Origin of the sequence: Aeromonas sp. s6, from assembly GCF_040907815.1 — a bacterium.
Taxonomy (GTDB): domain Bacteria; phylum Pseudomonadota; class Gammaproteobacteria; order Enterobacterales; family Aeromonadaceae; genus Aeromonas; species Aeromonas caviae.
The window spans coordinates 191,665-208,607 of record NZ_JBFOCN010000122.1 but is presented as its reverse complement, the minus strand read 5'-3'; the positions used below and the strand labels follow the sequence as shown (position 1 = coordinate 208,607).

Genomic DNA, 16,943 nt, shown 5'->3' with positions numbered 1-16,943 from the left:
GCCCGAGGTCAGGGTCTGGCTCGATCGGGATTCAGCAGAGGAGTGATGGCCATGGACAAACGTCGACAAGGGTATGAAGCCTTTATCGCCCAGCTCAAGAAGCAGTGGGAGGAGACGGAAGCGTTTCAGGGAGAGCGCCTCAACCGGATGATCGCCAAGGTGCAGGCCTATCTGGAGGCGGCTGGGGATCTGACCCAGGACGAGCTGGCGCTGATCGCCGAGTATGTGAAGCGGGATCTGGGCAACTATGACGAAGGGCGCAAGGATGAGCAGGTGGAGGAGTCTGCCTTCATGCTGGCGCTCAAGGACACCGCCTGGTCCTGGCTGGCGGACGTGACCGACCGCACCCAGGTGGAGTGGCAGGAGTTGGCGGACGAGCTGGAACACAAGGGGGTCTACCGGGCGGGGGACTGGGTGGGACTCGGGGTGCTGGTGTGCGATCACTGCGAGTGGCGCCATACCGTGCTGCATCCAGAGCAGCTTGGCACCTGCCCCGAGTGCGGGGCCGATGAGTATCATCGCGAGCCGCTGTCTCCTTGAGCTACCAGACTGTGCCAAGCCATAAGCCAAACCATAAAAAGAGGCGCCCAAGGGCGCCTCTTTTGTTTATCGGGGTTGTGTGGTCTTAGCCCTTGCGCGCCCAGGGGTGGGCGCGGGGGCGCAGCCACAGGGCCAGCCCCAGCAGGGCGGCGGCCAGGCCATACATTGGCCAGCTGCCAAAACGCAGATAGGGGGTCATGCCGTGGGCGGGGCGTACCTCGGCACGCAATACTCCAGCCTCGAACTGCGGGATCTGGGCGATGATGCTGCCGTCTATCTCGGTGACGATGGTGATGCCGGTGTTGGTGTCGCGCAGCAGCGGGCGGGCCAGCTCGAGGGCACGCATGCGGGCGATCTCCATGTGTTGCCAGGGGCCGATGCTGGTGCCGAACCAGGCGTCGTTGGAGACGGTCAGCAGAAAATCGGTATCCGGCTGCACGTTGCGGCGCACCTCGTCCGGGAAGATGATCTCGTAACAGATGGCGGCGGCAAACTTGAGCCCCTTGGCGATCAGGTTCGGCTGCACCTCGTCACCCCGGCTGAAGGAGGACATGGGCAGGTTGAAGAAGGGGGCGATGGGACGCAGCAGATCTTCAAAGGGCACGAACTCGCCGATGGGCAGCAGGTGGTACTTGTAGTAGCGGTTCTTGTGCTCGTAGTAGTAGGACTCCTTGCCCTCAGCATCCTGTACCCCCATGCCGAGCACGGTATTGAAGAAGCGCTGCTGTTTCAGATCGTAATGGATGATCCCCGCCAGCAGGCCGGTGTCGTTCACCTTCATCGCCTTGTCCAGGCTCTCCAGATAGGTACCCATCTCCTTCTCGATGGCCGGGATGGCGGACTCCGGCCAGACGATGATGTCGGCATCCTGGTTCTCGCGGCTGAGATCCTGATACTTGCGCACGGTCGGCACCAGGGCCTCCGGATCCCACTTGAGGGACTGCTCGATGTTGCCCTGCACCAGCGCGACCTTGACCGGCTCACCCCGGGTCACCCAGTTGAGCTGCATCAGCCCCTGGGCGGCGCCCACCAGGGCGACGGGGAGCAGCAGCCAGGCCGGCTTGCGGTGCTGCCATACCAGCCAGAGGGCGGAGGCGGTGAGCAGCAGGGCGAGGGTGATGCCCTGCACCCCGAGAAGGGGAGCGAAGCCCTTGAGGGGGCCGTCTATCTGGGTGTAGCCGAACCAGAGCCAGGGGTAGCCGGTCATCACCCAGCCCCGCAGCCAGTCGGCCATCAGCCAGAGCGCCGGGAAGGCGAGCAGCCAGCGGCTCCAGTGGCGGCCGGCAAAGAAGCGGGCGAAGAGCCAGCAGGCCAGGGTCGGATAGAGGGAGAGATAGGCGCAGAGCCCGGCCAGCAGCACGAAGGCGGCTGGCAGCGGAATGCCGCCAAACTCCGTCATGCTGACGTGGATCCACCACTGCCCGGGCAGGAACAGACCCATGGCGTAGCCGAAGCCGCGCCAGGCTGCCTGTTTGGGGGTGGCCTTGTCCAGCAGGGCGTAAAGGCCGAGCAGGGAGGGGATCACCAGGGGCCAGTAGCCGAAAGGGGAGAAGGCCAGCACGGCGATGGCGCCGCTGGCAATGGCAAACAGGCTGGTCAGGAGTTTCGATTTCACGGGGGATCGGGGCTCGAATTGGACTGAATGGAAACACAATGGCCGACATCTTAACCGCAAACCGGGTCAACGGCGAGCCTCGCGGTCGGCGTGGGCCAAGTGGCGGTAGCGCGGCGGGAGGGAGGCAAAAAAAGCGCCCCTGACGAGAGGGGCGCGGGATGTGCGTGGTGCTGGGCGGGATCAGGACTCCGGCTGCGCCGCCGCATGATGCTCGGGGATCTTCACCTGCAACTGTTGCAGGCGACGGCGATCGGCGTGCATCACCTTGAACAGGTAGCCGTCGAGTTCGATCTCTTCACCCTTCTTGGGCAGGTGGCTGAAGGCGTGCATCACCAGACCGCCGACGGTGTCCACCTCTTCATCGCTGAACTGGGTGCCGAAGAAGTCGTTGAAGTCCTCGATCTCTGTCAGCGCGCTCACCGAGAAGACCCGCTTGCTGATGCGGCGGATCTCTTCCGGCTCGTCCTCGATGTCGTCGAACTCGTCGTCAATCTCGCCGACGATGAGCTCCAGAATGTCCTCGATGGTCACGAGGCCAGAGACACCGCCAAATTCGTCCACTACGATGGCCATGTGGTAGCGCTCTTCCCGGAACTCCTTGAGCAGGCGATCGACCCGCTTGCTCTCCGGCACGATCACCGTGGGACGCAGGATCTTCTCCAGCTGGAGCGGTTCGCTGGCATGCTGGCCGCCAAAACCGAACGGCAGCAGATCCTTGGCGAGCAAGATGCCCTCCACGTGATCCTTGTCTTCGTTGATCACCGGGAAGCGGGAGTGGCCGGATTCGATGATGACCGGCAGGAACTCGTCCACCGGCTGGGACTTCTCGATGGTCACCATCTGGGAGCGGGGGATCATGATGTCACGCACGCGCAGCTCGGCAATTTCGAGCACGCCCTCGATCATGTCCTTGGTGTCCTGATCGATGAGGTCCCGCTCTTCGGCATCGGCGATGACCTCTACCAGATCGTTGCGGTCTTTTGGCTCGCCCTGGAAGAGTTGGCTGAGTTTGTCGAGCCAGGTTTTCTTCGGCGAGCCGGTACTAGGGTGATCGTCGGTCATTTTCTCTCTTGGTTACTCGTATGAACACACTTGAAATCGTTGTGGCTATATGAGGATGGGCATCGGCTGTTTCAAGACGATGACCATCCGGTTCGTTACTCTTCGTCGTTCAGATAAGGATCGGCGAAGCCCAGTTCCTGCATGATGTCGCGCTCGAGCTGCTCCATCTCCTCGGCTTCCTCGTCCTCGATATGGTCATAACCTAGCAGATGCAGACTGCCATGCACAACCATGTGAGCCCAGTGGGCCATCAGGGGCTTGCCCTGTTCGACGGCTTCGGCCTCGACCACCTGGCGGCAGATCACCAGATCCCCGAGCAGGGGCAGCTCGAGACCCGGTGGCGCCTCGAAGGGGAAGGAGAGCACGTTGGTGGGCTTGTCCTTGCCGCGATAGGTGTGGTTGAGCTCGCGGCTCTCCGCCTCGTCCACCAGACGCACCGTCACCTCGGCCTCCTCCTGGAACCCCAGGATGGTGCCATCGAGCCAGCCTTGCAGCTGGGCCTCGGTCGGCAGGCCGTCGGGGCTGGCGCAGGCCAGTTGCAGATCCAGGGTCACGCTCATTGGGCACTCTCTTTGCTGGTGTTCTCGCTGCGGGTATTGGATGCGCTCTTCTCGGCCGCCTGCTGGGCATCGAATGCCTCGTAGGCCTGCACGATGCGGGCCACCACGGGATGGCGCACTACGTCCTTGGACTCGAAGAAGTTGAAGGAGAGGCCATCGACCCCTTGCAACACCTCCAGGGCGTGGCGCAGACCGGATTTGGTGCTGCGAGGCAAGTCCACCTGGGTGATGTCGCCGGTCACCACCGCCTTGGAGTTGAAGCCGATGCGGGTCAGGAACATCTTCATCTGTTCCGTGGTGGTGTTCTGGGCCTCGTCCAGGATGATGAAGGCGTCGTTCAGGGTGCGGCCACGCATGTAGGCGAGCGGCGCCACCTCGATGATGTTGCGCTCCATCAGCTTCTCCACCCGCTCGAAGCCCAGCATCTCGAACAGGGCGTCGTAGAGGGGGCGCAGGTAGGGGTCCACCTTCTGGGAAAGATCGCCGGGCAGGAAGCCGAGCTTCTCACCGGCTTCCACCGCCGGGCGGGTCAGCAGGATGCGGCGGATCTCCTGGCGCTCCAGGGCATCCACGGCGGCGGCCACGGCGAGATAGGTCTTGCCGGTCCCGGCGGGGCCGATGCCGAAGCTGATGTCGTGGCGCACGATATTGGCGATGTACTGGGCCTGGTTCGGGCTGCGGGGCTTGATGAGACCGCGCTTGGTCTTGACCGTGACCTCCTTGCCGTAGGGCAGGGAAGGGGCGGGTTCGTCGTCCTGCTCCAGCACGCGGGACTCCTGCACCGCCAGGTGCACCATCTCGGGGGTGATGTCGCTCACCTTGCTCCCCTTGAGGGGCTGGGTTTCCACATAGAGGTGCTTGAGGATGACGGCAGCCGCCTCCACCTGGGCCTGCTTGCCGATCACTTGGAAGTGGTTGTCCCGGTAGCTTATCTCGATGCCGAGACGGCGCTCCAGCTGCTTGAGGTTGTCGTCAAAGGGTCCGCACAGGCTGGCGAGGCGCTGGTTGTCGGCGGGTTCAAGGTGCAGATTCAGGGTGGAGATGTGTCGGCTCAAGGTGTCCTCTTATCGGTTGTTCCCCCGCCAGGGGGCGGGGGAGAGAGTCATCAATGGGGTCTGAAGGCCGCAACGCCCAGATCATCGGGCACGTTGTCAGGACGACGGGCGAGGATCTCGCTCGGAGCCGTGGCGATGCGCAGGTTCATTTCGTCCTCGCCGCGGATGAAGCGGCCGCGCAGGGAGTAGGGGCGTACGTCGGTGATCTCCACGTCGGCGAAGCCGCCGATGAGGCGGTGCGGCCCCTCGAAGTTGACCACCCGGTTGTTCTCGGTGCGGCCACTGAGCTGCATGGGATCCATCTTGGAGGGTCCCTCCACCAGGATGCGCTGCACCGAGCCCAGCATGGCGCGGCCGATGAGCATGGACTGGTGATTGATGCGGTTTTGCAGTCGAGTCAGGCGGGCCTTCTTCACTTCCATGTCGACGTCATCGGGCAGGTCTGCGGCCGGGGTGCCGGGGCGCGGGCTGTAGATGAAGCTGAAGCTCATGTCGAAGTTGATCTCCTCGATGAGTTTCATGGTGGCCTCGAAGTCTTCGTCCGTCTCGTTCGGGAAGCCGACGATGAAGTCGGAGCTCATGGTGATGTCGGGACGCACGGCGCGCAGGCGGCGGATCTTGGACTTGTACTCCAGCACGGTGTGCGGGCGCTTCATCATGGTCAGGATGCGATCCGAGCCGCTCTGGATGGGCAAGTGCAGGAAGCTGACCACCTCGGGGGTATCACGATAGACCTCGATGATGTCGTCGGTGAACTCGACCGGGTGGCTGGTGGTGTAGCGAATGCGGTCGATGCCGTCGATGGCAGCCACCAGGCGCAGCAGTTCGGCGAAGGTGCAGACCTCCCCGTCGAAGGTCGGCCCCCGGTAGGCGTTGACGTTCTGGCCGAGCAGGTTCACTTCGCGCACCCCTTGCTGGGCGAGCTGGGCGATTTCATAGAGCACGTCATCCAGCGGTCGGCTCACCTCCTCGCCACGGGTGTAGGGCACCACGCAGAAGGAGCAGTACTTGGAGCAGCCTTCCATGATGGAAACGAAGGCGGTCGCCCCCTCGGCACGGGGTTCGGGCAGGTTGTCGAACTTCTCGATTTCGGGGAAGGCGATGTCCACCTGGGCACCGCGCCCCTCCTGCACCTGCTTGATCATGGTCGGCAGGCGGTGCAGGGTCTGGGGTCCGAAGACGATGTCCACATAGGGCGCCCGGCTGCGCAGGTTCTCCCCTTCCTGGGAGGCGACGCAGCCGCCCACCCCGATCACCAGCCCCGGTTTTTTCGCCTTGAGCTTCTTCCATCGACCGAGCTGGTGGAACACCTTCTCCTGGGCCTTCTCGCGGATGGAACAGGTGTTGAGCAGCAGCACATCTGCCTCTTCCGGCTCCTCGGTAAGCGTGTAGCCATTGCTGGCATCCAGCAGGTCCGCCATCTTGGACGAGTCGTACTCGTTCATCTGGCAGCCCCAGGTCTTGATATGAAGTTTCTTGCTCATTGCTTCTCGTGACTGGTTTTGAAATCGGCAGGGTCAAAGGACCGGCCATTTTACTCCGCAATCCCGGTGCTGACCAGTCTGGGGCCGCCCGTCGCCATCAGGGCCGGCTTGTCGTCGGCAATTGCGCATCCCCCTCACTGTTTCTGCCGCCTCCTTGCGTTATCATGCCCCATTCGGTTCGGCCCTTGCCCCTTATCGCGGGGACTCCTTGCAGGAATCAAGTTATGGAACAGTGTGATATTGCCATCGTCGGCGCCGGCATGGTGGGTGCCGCCACCGCCTGCCTGCTGGCGGCAGAGGGGCTCTCGGTGCGGGTCATCGAGACCCGGTTGCCCGAGCCCTATGCCCCCGAGCAGCCGCTGGATCTGCGGGTTTCCGCCATCAGTCAGGCCTCGGTGGCGCTGCTGACCCGGGCCGGTGCCTGGCAATATCTGCAGCAGATGCGGCTGTGCCCCTATCGCCGGCTGGAGACCTGGGAGCTGGACGGCTTCGCTACCCGCTTCGACGCGGTGGATCTCGGGCTGCCCCAGCTCGGCTACATCATCGAGAACCGGCTGATCCAGCTCGCCCTGCTGAAAAGGATGGAGGATTTCCCGACCATCCAGACCCATACCCCGGCGGCGGTGACGAGTCTGCGCCAGAGTGCGGATGACGCCGTGCTGACCCTGGATGACGGCACCGAGCTGCAGGCGCGCTGGGTGCTGGCCTGCGATGGTGCCGAATCCCACACCCGGCGACTGGCCGGCATCGGGGTGTCGCGTTTCGAGTACCGCCAGCACTGCATGCTGATCAACATCGACACCGATTTTGCCCAGGAAGACATCACCTGGCAGCAGTTCACCCCGAGCGGCCCGCGCGCCTTCCTGCCGCTGCCGGGCCGCCATGGCTCCCTGGTCTGGTATGACAGCCCGGCCCGCATCCGGGCGCTGGCCGCCATGAGCAACGAGGCCCTGGCCGTCGAGGTGCGCCGCCACTTCCCGAGCCGCCTTGGCGGTTTCACCGTGACGGCCAAGGGGAGCTTCCCCCTGGTGCGCCGCCACGCCAACGACTATCACGCCGGGCGAGTGGTGCTGCTCGGGGATGCGGCCCACACCATCAACCCGCTGGCGGGGCAGGGGGTCAACCTCGGTTTCAAGGACGTGGCCTGCTGGGCCGGGTTGCTCGGCAAGGCGGGGGCACAGTGGCATGAGCTGGCGCTGGCCAGGCGTTACGAGGGGCGACGCCGCCCTGACAACCTGCTGATGCAGTCGGGGATGGATCTCTTCTACGGGGTCTTCAGCAACGAGATAGGCCCCCTCAGGCTTGCCCGCAACCTGGCGCTGAATCTGGCGGACAAGGCGGGCCCCCTCAAAGAGATGGCGCTACGCTATGCGCTTGGGCTGGTATGAGGCAGTGCGTGGCACTGCCAGGTGCCAATCGGGTGGCATATCAATCCGTGTGATGGTGCCAGCCGGTTTTTTATATGGCCGCGAGGAGTGATCCTGGCGGCGCAGGGGCAAAACGGCCTCAGGCAAGGGGGGAGTACACCATGAACAAGGCATTGCTGGTGATCGATTTCATCAACGACATCGCCCACCCGGACGGGCGCATCGCCGCCTCGGCGGCCCAGGTGATCGAGCAGGGCGCCATTGCGCACGCCAACCAAGCGCTGGCTCATGCCCGCGCTCACGGCTGGCTGGTGGTGCTCATCAAGGTGGGGTTTGACGAGGGCTATCTGCTGCAACCCAAGGGCTCCCCCATGTTTGGCCGTGCCCGGCAGTTCGGGGCCCTCTCCCTGGCGGACAGCGGCACCGACTTTCACCCGGAGCTCGATGTGCAACCCGGGGATCTGGTGCTGACCAAACCCAGAGTCAGCCCCTTCTACGGCACGGCGCTGGAGCCTGCGCTACGGGCCAATCGCATCGAGCATCTCTATGTGTGCGGCGTGAGTACCAGCTGGGCCATTCAGGGGGCAGTGCGAGATGGTCACGATCGGGACTACGCCATCACCATCCTGGAGGATGCCTGTGCGGCGGCGGATGCCGCAGAACACCAGGCTTCCCTGCGCATGCTCGGTCGCATTGCCGAGATCATCAAGGTCGCGGAGCTGCTCTGACCACTCGTATCTAATCCACTCATTTTTCATGCCAATGCTCTGTTGAAACCGAACCAATTTCGGGCAACATGAGTGGAACCGTACTGGCCACAAGGATGAGGACATGCGTTATCAGGGCAGGATCGCGAGCTGGAATTCACAACGCGGTTTCGGGTTCATCAAGCAGGAGCAGGGCGGTGCCGATCTTTTTGTTCACATCACCACCCTGCAATTCGATGGCAGGCCGCCGGAGGTGGGGGAAAAGGTTTCCTATCTGATCGGGAGCAGCAAGGATGGCAAGCCTTGTGCCGTACAAGTGTTCTTTCCCGACCGCCCGCTCTCGCTGGCTGGCGGACCTATGCCATCCATGCCGGATCGTGGGAGCAGGGAGGATTTGAGCCCTCGGGCACCACACGCCACCACATATAGAACCCGGGCGTATCATGCTCCTCGTCGCAAGGGGAGCTGGGGTGGCAAGTTAATCCCCCTATTGGTGCTGGCGGGGTTGTTCTCCCTCTATTCCCGCTTCTCGGCCGAGTTTGCCTCACTTCCATCCTTTCCCTCTTTTAGCCAGGAGGACAGTATTTCGAACAGTACGGTTCAGGTTCCGACTTTTGTTCGTCAGTGCGATGGCCGTCAGCATTGCTCCCAGATGACTTCCTGCGAGGAGGCGACCTGGTTTTTGCAAAATTGCCCCAATACCAAGATGGATGGGGAAGGAGACGGCATCCCCTGCGAGCGGCAGTGGTGTGGCCATTAGCCAGCCGTTATGTACTTCAGGATTCCGGTTCGGGCTGCGCTCCTCTCAGAGGCCGTGGCTCTGCGGATATGCCGCCCTGACCAGGGCCAGAAAGCGATCCCGGATGGGATCGGCAAATTCCGGGTTCCACACCAGGCTGATTTCCCATTCCGACCAGGGGCCGGAGAGGGGGTAGAGGGTCACCTCCTTGCCCGCGATGAACCCTACGCTGCGCGGCAGGATGGCGTTGCCGATACCGGCGGCCACCAGGGCGACCAGGGTCTGGATGTCTTCCGCCTCCTGGATGAGACCGGTCAGCCGGTTGGCGCCGAGGAAGCGGGCGATCTGCTGGCTGAGGCCCGGGCAGCGATGGCCCACCATCTGCAGCAAGGGATCGCGGATCAGCGCCCGCTCCAGGTCGAAGTCCGGCCCTGCCACTTGGGTGGGGACGGCCAGCACCAGTCTGTCCGTCAGCAACCTGTGTTCCCTCAGCTGCGGCGCATCAGGCCGTCGCATGAAGCCCAGTTGCAGCCGACCCGCCAGCAAGTGCTCCTGCTGGATGGCGGAGGTGGTGTCCCGCAGGTGGACCAGCACGTCGGGGGCCTGCTGTTTGAAACGGGCCACCAGGGAGGGGGCCAGTGCGAAGCTGGAGAGCCCGAACCCGATGTTGAGGCGTCCGGCGGCACCGCTTGCCAGCGCCAGGGCATGCCGCTCGAATCCCTTGCCGTGATCCACCAGAGCCCTGGCCTGGGGCAGCAACTGGAGGCCGATGGCGGTCAGCTCGGCCCCGTGGCGGCCCCGGTTGAACAGGGTGCTGCCGAGGGCCTGCTCCAGCCCCTGGATCTGCTTGGTCAGGGCCGGTTGCGTCACAAAAAGCCGGCTGGCTGCTTCCCGGTAGTTGGCACTCTCGGCCAGCATGACGAAGGCCTGCAATTGTCTCAGGTCGAATCTCATTCCATTTGGTTATCCAATGTGGCGATTTATTGATTATAAATTATCTAACCTCCTTGTTCTAATGGTCTCGAAACGGGCCTGCTTGCCCGCTGTTCAGCCACAAGGAGTCATGTCATGTCGAGCGAACGCTATCTGTTTTTGATCAAGGGGAGCCTGGTTATGGCTCAGCCGCTGGCCGCACCGGAGACCGGGGAGCTGCTGACCAGTCTGTTGCAGCAGGGGTTCGTCGTCGCCCCCTTGCCGGTGTGGGCCAGCAATGCGGAGCAGGCGCTCGCCTGTTACGAGGCCGCTGCCCAGCGGCAGGTCTTCGCCGATGCGCTGGCGGGGAGAGCCCTGTGAGCGCGGTGCGCGTGAGGGCCGCGGCCCTGCTGCTGGACATGGACGGGACCCTGGTCCACTCCACCGGCGACGTGGAAGTCGTGTGGCGGCGCTGGTGTCAGCACCATGGGCTGGATCCCGCTCCCGTGCTCGCCATGTGCCACGGCGTGCGCTCACGGGAGGTGATAGGGGCCCTGGCTCCCCAGTTGGACATGGCGGTGGAGGTGGCCCTGCTCGACGATCTGGAGATGGAATACGCTGCGGCGCCGATGCCCCTGGACGGTGCCCGCCGACTGCTCGAACAGCTGCCGCCGACGCGCTGGGCGCTGGTGACTTCCGCAAGCCGGAGGGTGGCAGAGCACCGGCTGCTGCACGCCGGATTGCCGCTGCCCCGTCTCCTGGTGTGCGCCGGGGATGTGGTACGGGGCAAGCCGGATCCCGAGCCTTATTTGCTGGCTGCCAGCCGGTTGGGACTGGCTCCGGCCGATTGCCTGGTGTTCGAGGATGCGCCAGCGGGCATCGCCAGCGCCCTGCAGGCGGGTTGCCAGGTGGTGCAGATGGGGGGAACAAGGCGGTATGACGACAGGCTCAAGGGCTGGCTGCGGGACTGGCGCGGGATCGAGATCGAGGTGGCATCGGACGGGCTCCATCTTCATCTGCCCGCCCCGCAGCCGGCAGAGGCCGGATGATGACGACAAGGGGCACGCCATTCAGGCGCCGCAAGATTGCCCGATGCTGGGGGAAGCCTGCTCGGCCGAATAGCGTTCCACCCGGTTGCGGCCATTGTGCTTGGCCAGATAGAGCGCCTGATCGGCGCGAGAGAGCAGCTCGTCCAGATTGAAGGGGCCCTCTTTCTGGGAGGCGATACCGATGCTGACCGTGATGCAGACGGCGGGCTCGGCTCCCTTTTCTTCCCCTGGCTGCGCGACGATTTTTCGCAGCCGCTCGGCTACCGCCATGGCCTGCTCCTCGCTGAGGCCGGGCCAGATGGCCACGAACTCCTCTCCCCCCAGGCGACAAAAGAGATCCCCCGGTCGAAGCTGGTCGCGCACCCGGGCCGCGAAGCTGCTCAACTGGTTGTCACCCTCTTCGTGGCCGTGACGATCATTGATGCGTTTGAAATGATCGATGTCCAGCATGCAGATCGCCACAGGGTAGCGCTGCACCGTGAGGTGCTGGAGCAGTTCATTGGCGGCCGACCAGAAGCCGGCCCGGTTCAGCGCACCGGTCAGGTGATCGTGGTGGGCCAGGTGTTTCATCTCCCGCAGCAGGCTGTTGCGGGCCGCCATGATGCTGGCGGCGGTCAGGGGGGTGAGAGCGATCAACATGACCCCTATCCGGACGGAGAACATCCAGTACTGGGTCTGGACATCGTGATTGATGACGAGGTGGCCGTTTGAGAGGGCGATCAGGATCAGGGTGCTGTAACTCAGGGTCAGCAGGCTGGTGGCGAAGACGGAGTAGGTGACGGCGCACCAGAGCAGCGCCGGTACCGGGAAGGCGATGGATCCCGGCCCCTCGACGAGCAGGGTGAGCAGCAGGGAGGCCACCAGGCTCAGCAGCGGCATCAATCTGGCCCAGGAGAACTCGGTGCGGTAAAGGAGGGTGCGCCAGGGGGGCACGCTGTCATGGGGAGGCAGTGTCAGGAGCACCGGCAGTATGGTCATGTAGTTCACCAGCTCGCTGGCAAACCAGAAGCCCAGCCCGTAGAGCGGGGGGCCCAGAGACAGGATGGGATTGATGATGGCGCCGACCACGCCGGCGGCGAGGGAGGCGGCCAGGGTGTTTCGCAGCAGGAGCACGAGGGAGGTGGGGCGCCTGAGGAGCTTGTCGGCAGGCGCGAGCCGATGCATCAGCAGATACCCGATGCCGATGCCGGCCAGGTTGCCGCAGGTCAGCAGGATGGTTTTGAACAGGGGCTCGCCGGTGAAGAGGGCGGCGAGAAAAAAGCCCAGTATGCCGCCGGCCCAGCCCGCCGGGGTGGCCAGGCGTGGATAGCGCACCATGCAGCCGAGCAGGACCGCATTGGCAGGCCAGAAGGCCGCCAGCAGGTTGGGGGGGCGGGTGAAGATGCCGATCAGCGAGAACAGCAGTACCAGGGCGGTGACACACAACAGAGCGGACAAGGGCGTCAATGTGCATGAGGTACGTTGGCGTGCGATGTCCCCCATGGGGACCTCCTGACAAGAGAGCGTTTGTTCAGAGTATGGCTGGCACGTGACAAGGGTGAACGAGGGGGAGAGAAGAAAACGCCCCCTGGTGGAGGGGGCGTGAAGGCTTACTTGAAGACCCGGAAACGCACGTCGTCGTCGATGAAGGTCTTGTCGCCGGCAGGTTGCTCTATGCTGCCAAAAGGCATCTGGGCACGAAGCAGCCAGCTGGCGGGCAGGTCCCACTCCTTGCGCACCGCATCGTCGATGAGCGGGTTGTAGTGTTGCAGGGAGGCACCGATGCCCTCCTGGGCCAGGGTGGTCCAGACCGCGAACTGGGCGATCCCGGTGGCATGTTCGGACCAGATGGGGAAGTTGTCGGCATAGAGAGCGAATTTCTGCTTAAGATCCTCGATGACGGCGGTGTCTTCGAAGAAGAGCACGGTGCCAGCCCCGGCGCGGAAGCTGCCGTTGATCTTGGCTTCACTCTGGGGATAGGCCTCCGGCGGCACTATCTTCTTGAGCTCCGCCTTGACGATGTCCCACAGCTTGTGGTGCTGCTCGCCGAACAGGATGACGGCGCGGGAACTCTGGGAGTTGAACGAAGAGGGGCTGTGCTTGACGGCATCCTTGATGAGGGCGGTCAGCTGGGCCTCGGAGTGGGTCACCCGGTTGCCCAGGGCATAGATGGTACGACGTGCTTTGATCTGTTCGATAAACGGACTGCTCATAACATCTCCTTGGTTGATGAATCATCACCGCCAGCGTTGCCGACAAAGGTCATCTGGCTCCGATTTCTCGAGTCATCGACTATAGCACCTTGCGGGCAATAAACCGTCAACGACGAGTAATGACAGTTTCTACTTTTTATGGATATTCACATGACGGATGTGAATATGGCCGTGAGACACCTTGATATCTTTTTTGTCATTAGCAGTGGATGTTAATGACTTCAATCAATATCTTTTGCAGATTTTTAATCTATAAAATTCATCCAATATGACATTTTATAGAGAGTGACATGACGGCGGCGCTAATCAAGGAACGCTATTACATACTGACTCCGCTGTCGTTTCTCCTGGGAGGGCTGGTGCTGATCGCCACCCTGTTGCTGGCGGCAGCCAGCTACCTGAGCAGCATCGACAAGACGGTGGCGGGTTACGGTCACATGCTGGCCGCCCTCGACGCCACCCTGCTCCAGGACATGGCGCAGGACAACCGCCGCCAGCTTGGCGTACTGGAGGCGTCCCTGGACAAGCAGGCCATCGCTGCCGGGGCATCGGCCATCAATCCCATCTGGGCCATTGCCCATCAGTTCAAGTACGACGCCCACTTCCTCTATTTCTACAACGCGCGCACCCATCGGCTCGACGGCTATCCCGACTGGCAGCAACCGGAGGGCTACCGGGCACAGGCGCGGCCCTGGTACCAGACCCTGTCCGGCGAGGGCGATGATCTCGTCTGGTTCGGTCCCTACCCGGAGTTCGATTCGGCCCGGCAGGTACTGACTCTCATCAAGCGGGTCAAGGATGATGAGGGGCAACTGCTTGGGCTGCTGATGGTGGACATGTCGTTCAGCGCCTTGCAGGGGGCGTTGCACCGGGCAGTGGGTGAGGATCCGGTGGCCCTCTACATCACCGAGCGCAAGGGCGGCAAGCTGGTGGTGGGGCACAATTTGTCGCTGTTGCCGCCCCGTCTCGAGCGGGAGACGCAGGCGGTCGGCCTGGACGGGTTCTGGGCAGGTCGCCACCTGCAACACGCTCTGGAGGGGATGGAGTGGGATCTCAACGTCTATCTCCCCCCCTCCCATTTTCATGAAAACCTGCAAGACACCCTGCTGATGGTGGTGCTGCCCGCCCTGGCATTGCTCTGCATCTGGCTGTGCAGCCTGTGGTTTCTGATGCGGATCTTTCGTCAGGAGCAGGTGCTGGTGCAGGGCTCGCTCAGCGGCCTCATCCAGGATGAGGCGCGAAAGGAGATCCAGCGGCGTCAGCGAACCTGGTTCGTGCACGGCAGCCTGGGGGAGATAGAACAGGTGCGAAACAGCCTGCTGCAAGGGCAGGATGCCCTGCTCCACGACCCTCTCACCGGCATCCTGAACCGGCGAGCCTTCGATCAGCAGCGGGCCGGGCTGGAGCAGGCGGGGAGGCCCTACTGGCTGGTGCTGTTCGATGTGGACAACTTCAAGCGCGTCAACGACAGCTGGGGACACGGTGTGGGGGATGCGGTGCTGTTTCGGGTGGCCACCATCATGGCGAGAACCCTGGGGGATGAGCAGGTCTACCGCATCGGGGGCGATGAATTTGCGGCCTTGCTGCCCTGGGAGCAGGCGGAGGTGGAATGCCGCCTGACCCACCTGCTCGGTCGGGTGAAAGCCCTGAAATGGCGGGAGTTCGCCGACGCCATCACCCTGAGCGCCGGCGGAGCACGCTATCCGGATGATGCCCTGACGCTGCTCGAGCGGGCGGATGCCTGCCTGTACGAGAGCAAGCACCAGGGGCGGGATTGCTGGCATCTGGCGGCGTCGTCGCCCGTTGACGGGGAGGTTGTGACAGTATCTGTCTGACAGTGATTGCTGCAAAAAAGGGCCTTTGGGCCTAAAAAAGGGTCATGACGGGGATGATTTCTCGTGTGACCTTTTTTTTTGATGTGGTTTCAGGTGGTTAGCCTGCTTTCTTGTATCGTGTCGCGAACCGGAGACAGGGAGGGCTGGCCGTGAGGTGCCCCTTGCGGCAGTGGCGCAGGTCAGGGGGCTTTGTATAGTGCAGGGAAAAATAATCAATCATCAGGTTTGACAGGAGTACCCCATGAAAATGAAACCGTTTGGCATGAGCGCACTGGCGCTGCTGGGGGCGTTGCTGTTGGGCACAGGACAGGTGCAGGCATCCGAGACCCTCAATACCATTCTCGGCGGCGGAGCCGGCGGGGTGGCGGGCACCATGATCGGCAAGGAGCTGGGTGGCGACACCGGCGCCCTGGTGGGGGCTGCCCTGGGGGGCGCGGCCGGTGGTGCGGCCACGGCCAATAGGGGCAACAAGAACGAAGCTGCGCTCGGCGGCGCCGTCAGTGCCCTGGGCGGGGCAGCCATCGGCAAGAGCGTCGGTGGCAGTTCGGGCCAGCTGATCGGCGCCGGTATCGGTGGTGCCGGTGGCTCCGCCATCGGAGCCAGGACCGGGGATGGTCACGAGAGCCGCGGCGATCGCTATTACGATGACAGGCGCTATCACAAGCACCACAAGAAACACAAAAAGCACCGCAAGCACAGATGGCATGACGACTGATGCCGCGGCAAGCTGATCGACAAAAAGGGGCCTTTGGCCCCTTTTTTTGATCCCGCTGCCGGCCCGTAAGGGGCGGCGAGCGGCCTCTTACACCAGCCGGTGCTGGCGCCTGCCAAGGGAGAAGGCGTTGATGTTGTCGATGAGCTGATCCGCGAGGCGCTGCATCGACTCTTCGCTGGCCCAGGCCACGTGGGGAGTCAGGATGAAATTGGGGTAACGCAGAGCCTGCATCAGGGGGTGATCCGGAGGCGGCGGCTCGACACTCGCCACATCGAAACCGGCGCCGCCCAGACGGCCGTTGCCGAGGGCTTCGAGTAGCGCCTGCTCGTCCACCAGGCCGCCACGGCCCACGTTGATGAGCAGGGCGCCCGGTTTCATCAGGGCCAGCTCCCGCTCCCCGATGAGATGGCGGGTGTAGGGGGTGAGCGGGCAGTGCAGGCTGATCACATCCGAACTTTGCAGCAGGGCATCCAGGGGCAGCCTGTCGTCATCCCCCGGGGAGCCGACCTGGCTCTGGGCATAGTAAACCTCCATCCCGATGGCGCTGGCCCGCTGTCCCAGTGCCTGTCCCAGGGTTCCCTTGCCGATGATCCCGAGGCGCTTGCCATGCAGATCCGTGATGGGGTGGTCGAAGAAGCAGAACTGGCCGCTTTGTTGCCAGCGCCCCTCCAGCAGGGACTGGCGCCAGGCGAACAGGTTGCGCGACAGGGCGAGCATCAGGGCCATGGCGTGCTCGGGGACGGAAGGGCCCGAGTAGTTGCGGATATTGCACACGGCGACATTGGCGGCGCGGCACGCCTCCAGATCCAGGTTGTCGCTGCCGGTGGCGGCCAGGGCGATCAGGCGCAGTTCGGGAAGCTGGGCCAGTTCATCGGCCCCGATGCGCACCTTGTTGATGATGGCGATGCTGGCGCACTTGAGCCGCTCCACCACCTGATCCGGCGCCGTGGTCGGGTAGCTTTGCCAGTGATGGGGAAAATCGGGGCGGCGCAGATTGATGCCGGTGTCCAGGGTGTCGCTGTCGAGAAACACGATTTGCTGCATGAAGCCTCCTGCCATTGGTTCGGACATGATGCCAAACATGGAGGGCGGCTGACCAGCGCGGTGGCAT

Annotated in this window: 17 protein-coding genes; 8 read left to right on the top strand and 9 right to left on the bottom strand. The window is 63.4% G+C overall.

Going from position 1 to position 16,943, the window contains the following annotated elements; translation table 11 throughout:
- Positions 1 to 51 precede the first annotated feature (51 nt).
- Complete coding sequence (locus tag AB5Y50_RS20075) at positions 52 to 540, top strand: zinc ribbon-containing protein (protein ID WP_041215952.1); 489 nt, start codon at positions 52 to 54, stop codon at positions 538 to 540.
- Between the two features lie 85 nt (positions 541 to 625).
- Here the strand turns inward: AB5Y50_RS20075 and lnt are convergent, their stop codons facing one another.
- The 5 genes from lnt to miaB form a co-directional block, all read right to left on the bottom strand.
- Entirely contained in the window at positions 626 to 2,155 is a 1,530-nt protein-coding gene (gene lnt, locus AB5Y50_RS20070; protein WP_180911432.1) for an apolipoprotein N-acyltransferase, read from the bottom strand.
- A 180-nt stretch (positions 2,156 to 2,335) separates the two neighbouring features.
- Complete coding sequence (gene corC, locus AB5Y50_RS20065; protein ID WP_010673769.1) at positions 2,336 to 3,217, bottom strand: CNNM family magnesium/cobalt transport protein CorC; 882 nt, start codon at positions 3,215 to 3,217, stop codon at positions 2,336 to 2,338.
- Positions 3,218 to 3,312: 95 nt separating this feature from the next.
- A complete protein-coding gene (ybeY, locus tag AB5Y50_RS20060; protein ID WP_180911433.1) occupies positions 3,313 to 3,777 on the bottom strand; it encodes an rRNA maturation RNase YbeY in 465 nt (154 codons plus the stop codon).
- Positions 3,774 to 4,832 carry a PhoH family protein gene (locus tag AB5Y50_RS20055; RefSeq protein ID WP_180911434.1) on the bottom strand — a complete coding sequence of 353 codons (1,059 nt, stop codon included), beginning with the start codon at positions 4,830 to 4,832 and terminating at the stop codon, positions 3,774 to 3,776. The genes ybeY and AB5Y50_RS20055 overlap by 4 nt, the downstream gene beginning before the upstream one ends.
- A 50-nt stretch (positions 4,833 to 4,882) precedes the next feature.
- Positions 4,883 to 6,316 (bottom strand): tRNA (N6-isopentenyl adenosine(37)-C2)-methylthiotransferase MiaB, encoded by a 1,434-nt coding sequence (gene miaB, locus AB5Y50_RS20050; protein WP_010673772.1) that lies wholly within the window; start codon positions 6,314 to 6,316, stop codon positions 4,883 to 4,885.
- A gap of 224 nt (positions 6,317 to 6,540) precedes the next feature.
- Between miaB and AB5Y50_RS20045 the strand changes: the two genes are divergently transcribed.
- The 3 genes from AB5Y50_RS20045 to AB5Y50_RS20035 all read left to right on the top strand — a co-directional run bounded on the left by AB5Y50_RS20045 (position 6,541) and on the right by AB5Y50_RS20035 (position 9,150).
- Entirely contained in the window at positions 6,541 to 7,704 is a 1,164-nt protein-coding gene (locus tag AB5Y50_RS20045) for an FAD-dependent monooxygenase (protein ID WP_180911435.1), read from the top strand.
- A gap of 140 nt (positions 7,705 to 7,844) precedes the next feature.
- A complete protein-coding gene (locus tag AB5Y50_RS20040) occupies positions 7,845 to 8,411 on the top strand; it encodes a cysteine hydrolase family protein (protein ID WP_180911436.1) in 567 nt (188 codons plus the stop codon).
- Positions 8,412 to 8,514: 103 nt separating this feature from the next.
- The gene (locus tag AB5Y50_RS20035) at positions 8,515 to 9,150 is read left to right on the top strand and encodes a cold shock domain-containing protein (protein ID WP_180911437.1); all 636 of its coding nucleotides are present in this window, start codon (positions 8,515 to 8,517) and stop codon (positions 9,148 to 9,150) included.
- 45 nt (positions 9,151 to 9,195) lie between these two features.
- Here the strand turns inward: AB5Y50_RS20035 and AB5Y50_RS20030 are convergent, their stop codons facing one another.
- Entirely contained in the window at positions 9,196 to 10,083 is an 888-nt protein-coding gene (locus tag AB5Y50_RS20030) for a LysR family transcriptional regulator (protein ID WP_124244812.1), read from the bottom strand.
- A gap of 114 nt (positions 10,084 to 10,197) precedes the next feature.
- Between AB5Y50_RS20030 and AB5Y50_RS20025 the strand changes: the two genes are divergently transcribed.
- Positions 10,198 to 10,422, top strand: a complete 225-nt coding sequence (locus AB5Y50_RS20025) for a hypothetical protein (protein ID WP_010673776.1) — start codon at positions 10,198 to 10,200, stop codon at positions 10,420 to 10,422.
- Positions 10,419 to 11,090, top strand: coding sequence for an HAD-IA family hydrolase (locus AB5Y50_RS20020; protein ID WP_171864892.1), 672 nt, complete (start codon positions 10,419 to 10,421; stop codon positions 11,088 to 11,090). Before AB5Y50_RS20025 ends, AB5Y50_RS20020 begins: the two co-directional genes overlap by 4 nt.
- A 21-nt stretch (positions 11,091 to 11,111) precedes the next feature.
- Here the strand turns inward: AB5Y50_RS20020 and AB5Y50_RS20015 are convergent, their stop codons facing one another.
- The gene (locus AB5Y50_RS20015; protein WP_235687588.1) at positions 11,112 to 12,572 is read right to left on the bottom strand and encodes a GGDEF domain-containing protein; all 1,461 of its coding nucleotides are present in this window, start codon (positions 12,570 to 12,572) and stop codon (positions 11,112 to 11,114) included.
- Positions 12,573 to 12,679: 107 nt separating this feature from the next.
- On the bottom strand, positions 12,680 to 13,282 hold the full coding sequence (locus AB5Y50_RS20010) for a nitroreductase family protein (RefSeq protein WP_180911438.1): 603 nt from the start codon (positions 13,280 to 13,282) through the stop codon (positions 12,680 to 12,682).
- Between the two features lie 290 nt (positions 13,283 to 13,572).
- Here AB5Y50_RS20010 and AB5Y50_RS20005 point away from each other — a divergent pair, with 290 nt between their 5' ends.
- Positions 13,573 to 15,117: a sensor domain-containing diguanylate cyclase gene (locus AB5Y50_RS20005; protein ID WP_180911439.1), complete on the top strand. Its 1,545-nt coding sequence runs from the start codon at positions 13,573 to 13,575 to the stop codon at positions 15,115 to 15,117.
- A gap of 241 nt (positions 15,118 to 15,358) precedes the next feature.
- Positions 15,359 to 15,832: a hypothetical protein gene (locus AB5Y50_RS20000; protein ID WP_368163229.1), complete on the top strand. Its 474-nt coding sequence runs from the start codon at positions 15,359 to 15,361 to the stop codon at positions 15,830 to 15,832.
- 87 nt (positions 15,833 to 15,919) lie between these two features.
- Here AB5Y50_RS20000 and AB5Y50_RS19995 read toward each other — a convergent pair whose 3' ends face one another.
- Positions 15,920 to 16,876, bottom strand: coding sequence for a D-2-hydroxyacid dehydrogenase (locus tag AB5Y50_RS19995; protein ID WP_039041095.1), 957 nt, complete (start codon positions 16,874 to 16,876; stop codon positions 15,920 to 15,922).
- Between the last annotated feature and the right edge of the window lie 67 nt (positions 16,877 to 16,943).

Excerpts from the sequence above, each read along its gene's own strand:
- AB5Y50_RS20075 (WP_041215952.1), top strand. The coding sequence starts at position 52 with ATGGACAAACGTCGACAAGGGTATGAAGCCTTTATCGCCCAGCTCAAG.
- corC (WP_010673769.1), bottom strand. The coding sequence starts at position 3,217 with ATGACCGACGATCACCCTAGTACCGGCTCGCCGAAGAAAACCTGGCTC.
- ybeY (WP_180911433.1), bottom strand. The coding sequence starts at position 3,777 with ATGAGCGTGACCCTGGATCTGCAACTGGCCTGCGCCAGCCCCGACGGC.
- miaB (WP_010673772.1), bottom strand. The coding sequence starts at position 6,316 with ATGAGCAAGAAACTTCATATCAAGACCTGGGGCTGCCAGATGAACGAG.
- AB5Y50_RS20045 (WP_180911435.1), top strand. The coding sequence starts at position 6,541 with ATGGAACAGTGTGATATTGCCATCGTCGGCGCCGGCATGGTGGGTGCC.
- AB5Y50_RS20040 (WP_180911436.1), top strand. The coding sequence starts at position 7,845 with ATGAACAAGGCATTGCTGGTGATCGATTTCATCAACGACATCGCCCAC.
- AB5Y50_RS20035 (WP_180911437.1), top strand. The coding sequence starts at position 8,515 with ATGCGTTATCAGGGCAGGATCGCGAGCTGGAATTCACAACGCGGTTTC.
- AB5Y50_RS20030 (WP_124244812.1), bottom strand. The coding sequence starts at position 10,083 with ATGAGATTCGACCTGAGACAATTGCAGGCCTTCGTCATGCTGGCCGAG.
- AB5Y50_RS20025 (WP_010673776.1), top strand. The coding sequence starts at position 10,198 with ATGTCGAGCGAACGCTATCTGTTTTTGATCAAGGGGAGCCTGGTTATG.
- AB5Y50_RS20015 (WP_235687588.1), bottom strand. The coding sequence starts at position 12,572 with ATGGGGGACATCGCACGCCAACGTACCTCATGCACATTGACGCCCTTG.
- AB5Y50_RS20010 (WP_180911438.1), bottom strand. The coding sequence starts at position 13,282 with ATGAGCAGTCCGTTTATCGAACAGATCAAAGCACGTCGTACCATCTAT.
- AB5Y50_RS20005 (WP_180911439.1), top strand. The coding sequence starts at position 13,573 with ATGACGGCGGCGCTAATCAAGGAACGCTATTACATACTGACTCCGCTG.
- AB5Y50_RS20000 (WP_368163229.1), top strand. The coding sequence starts at position 15,359 with ATGAAAATGAAACCGTTTGGCATGAGCGCACTGGCGCTGCTGGGGGCG.
- AB5Y50_RS19995 (WP_039041095.1), bottom strand. The coding sequence starts at position 16,876 with ATGCAGCAAATCGTGTTTCTCGACAGCGACACCCTGGACACCGGCATC.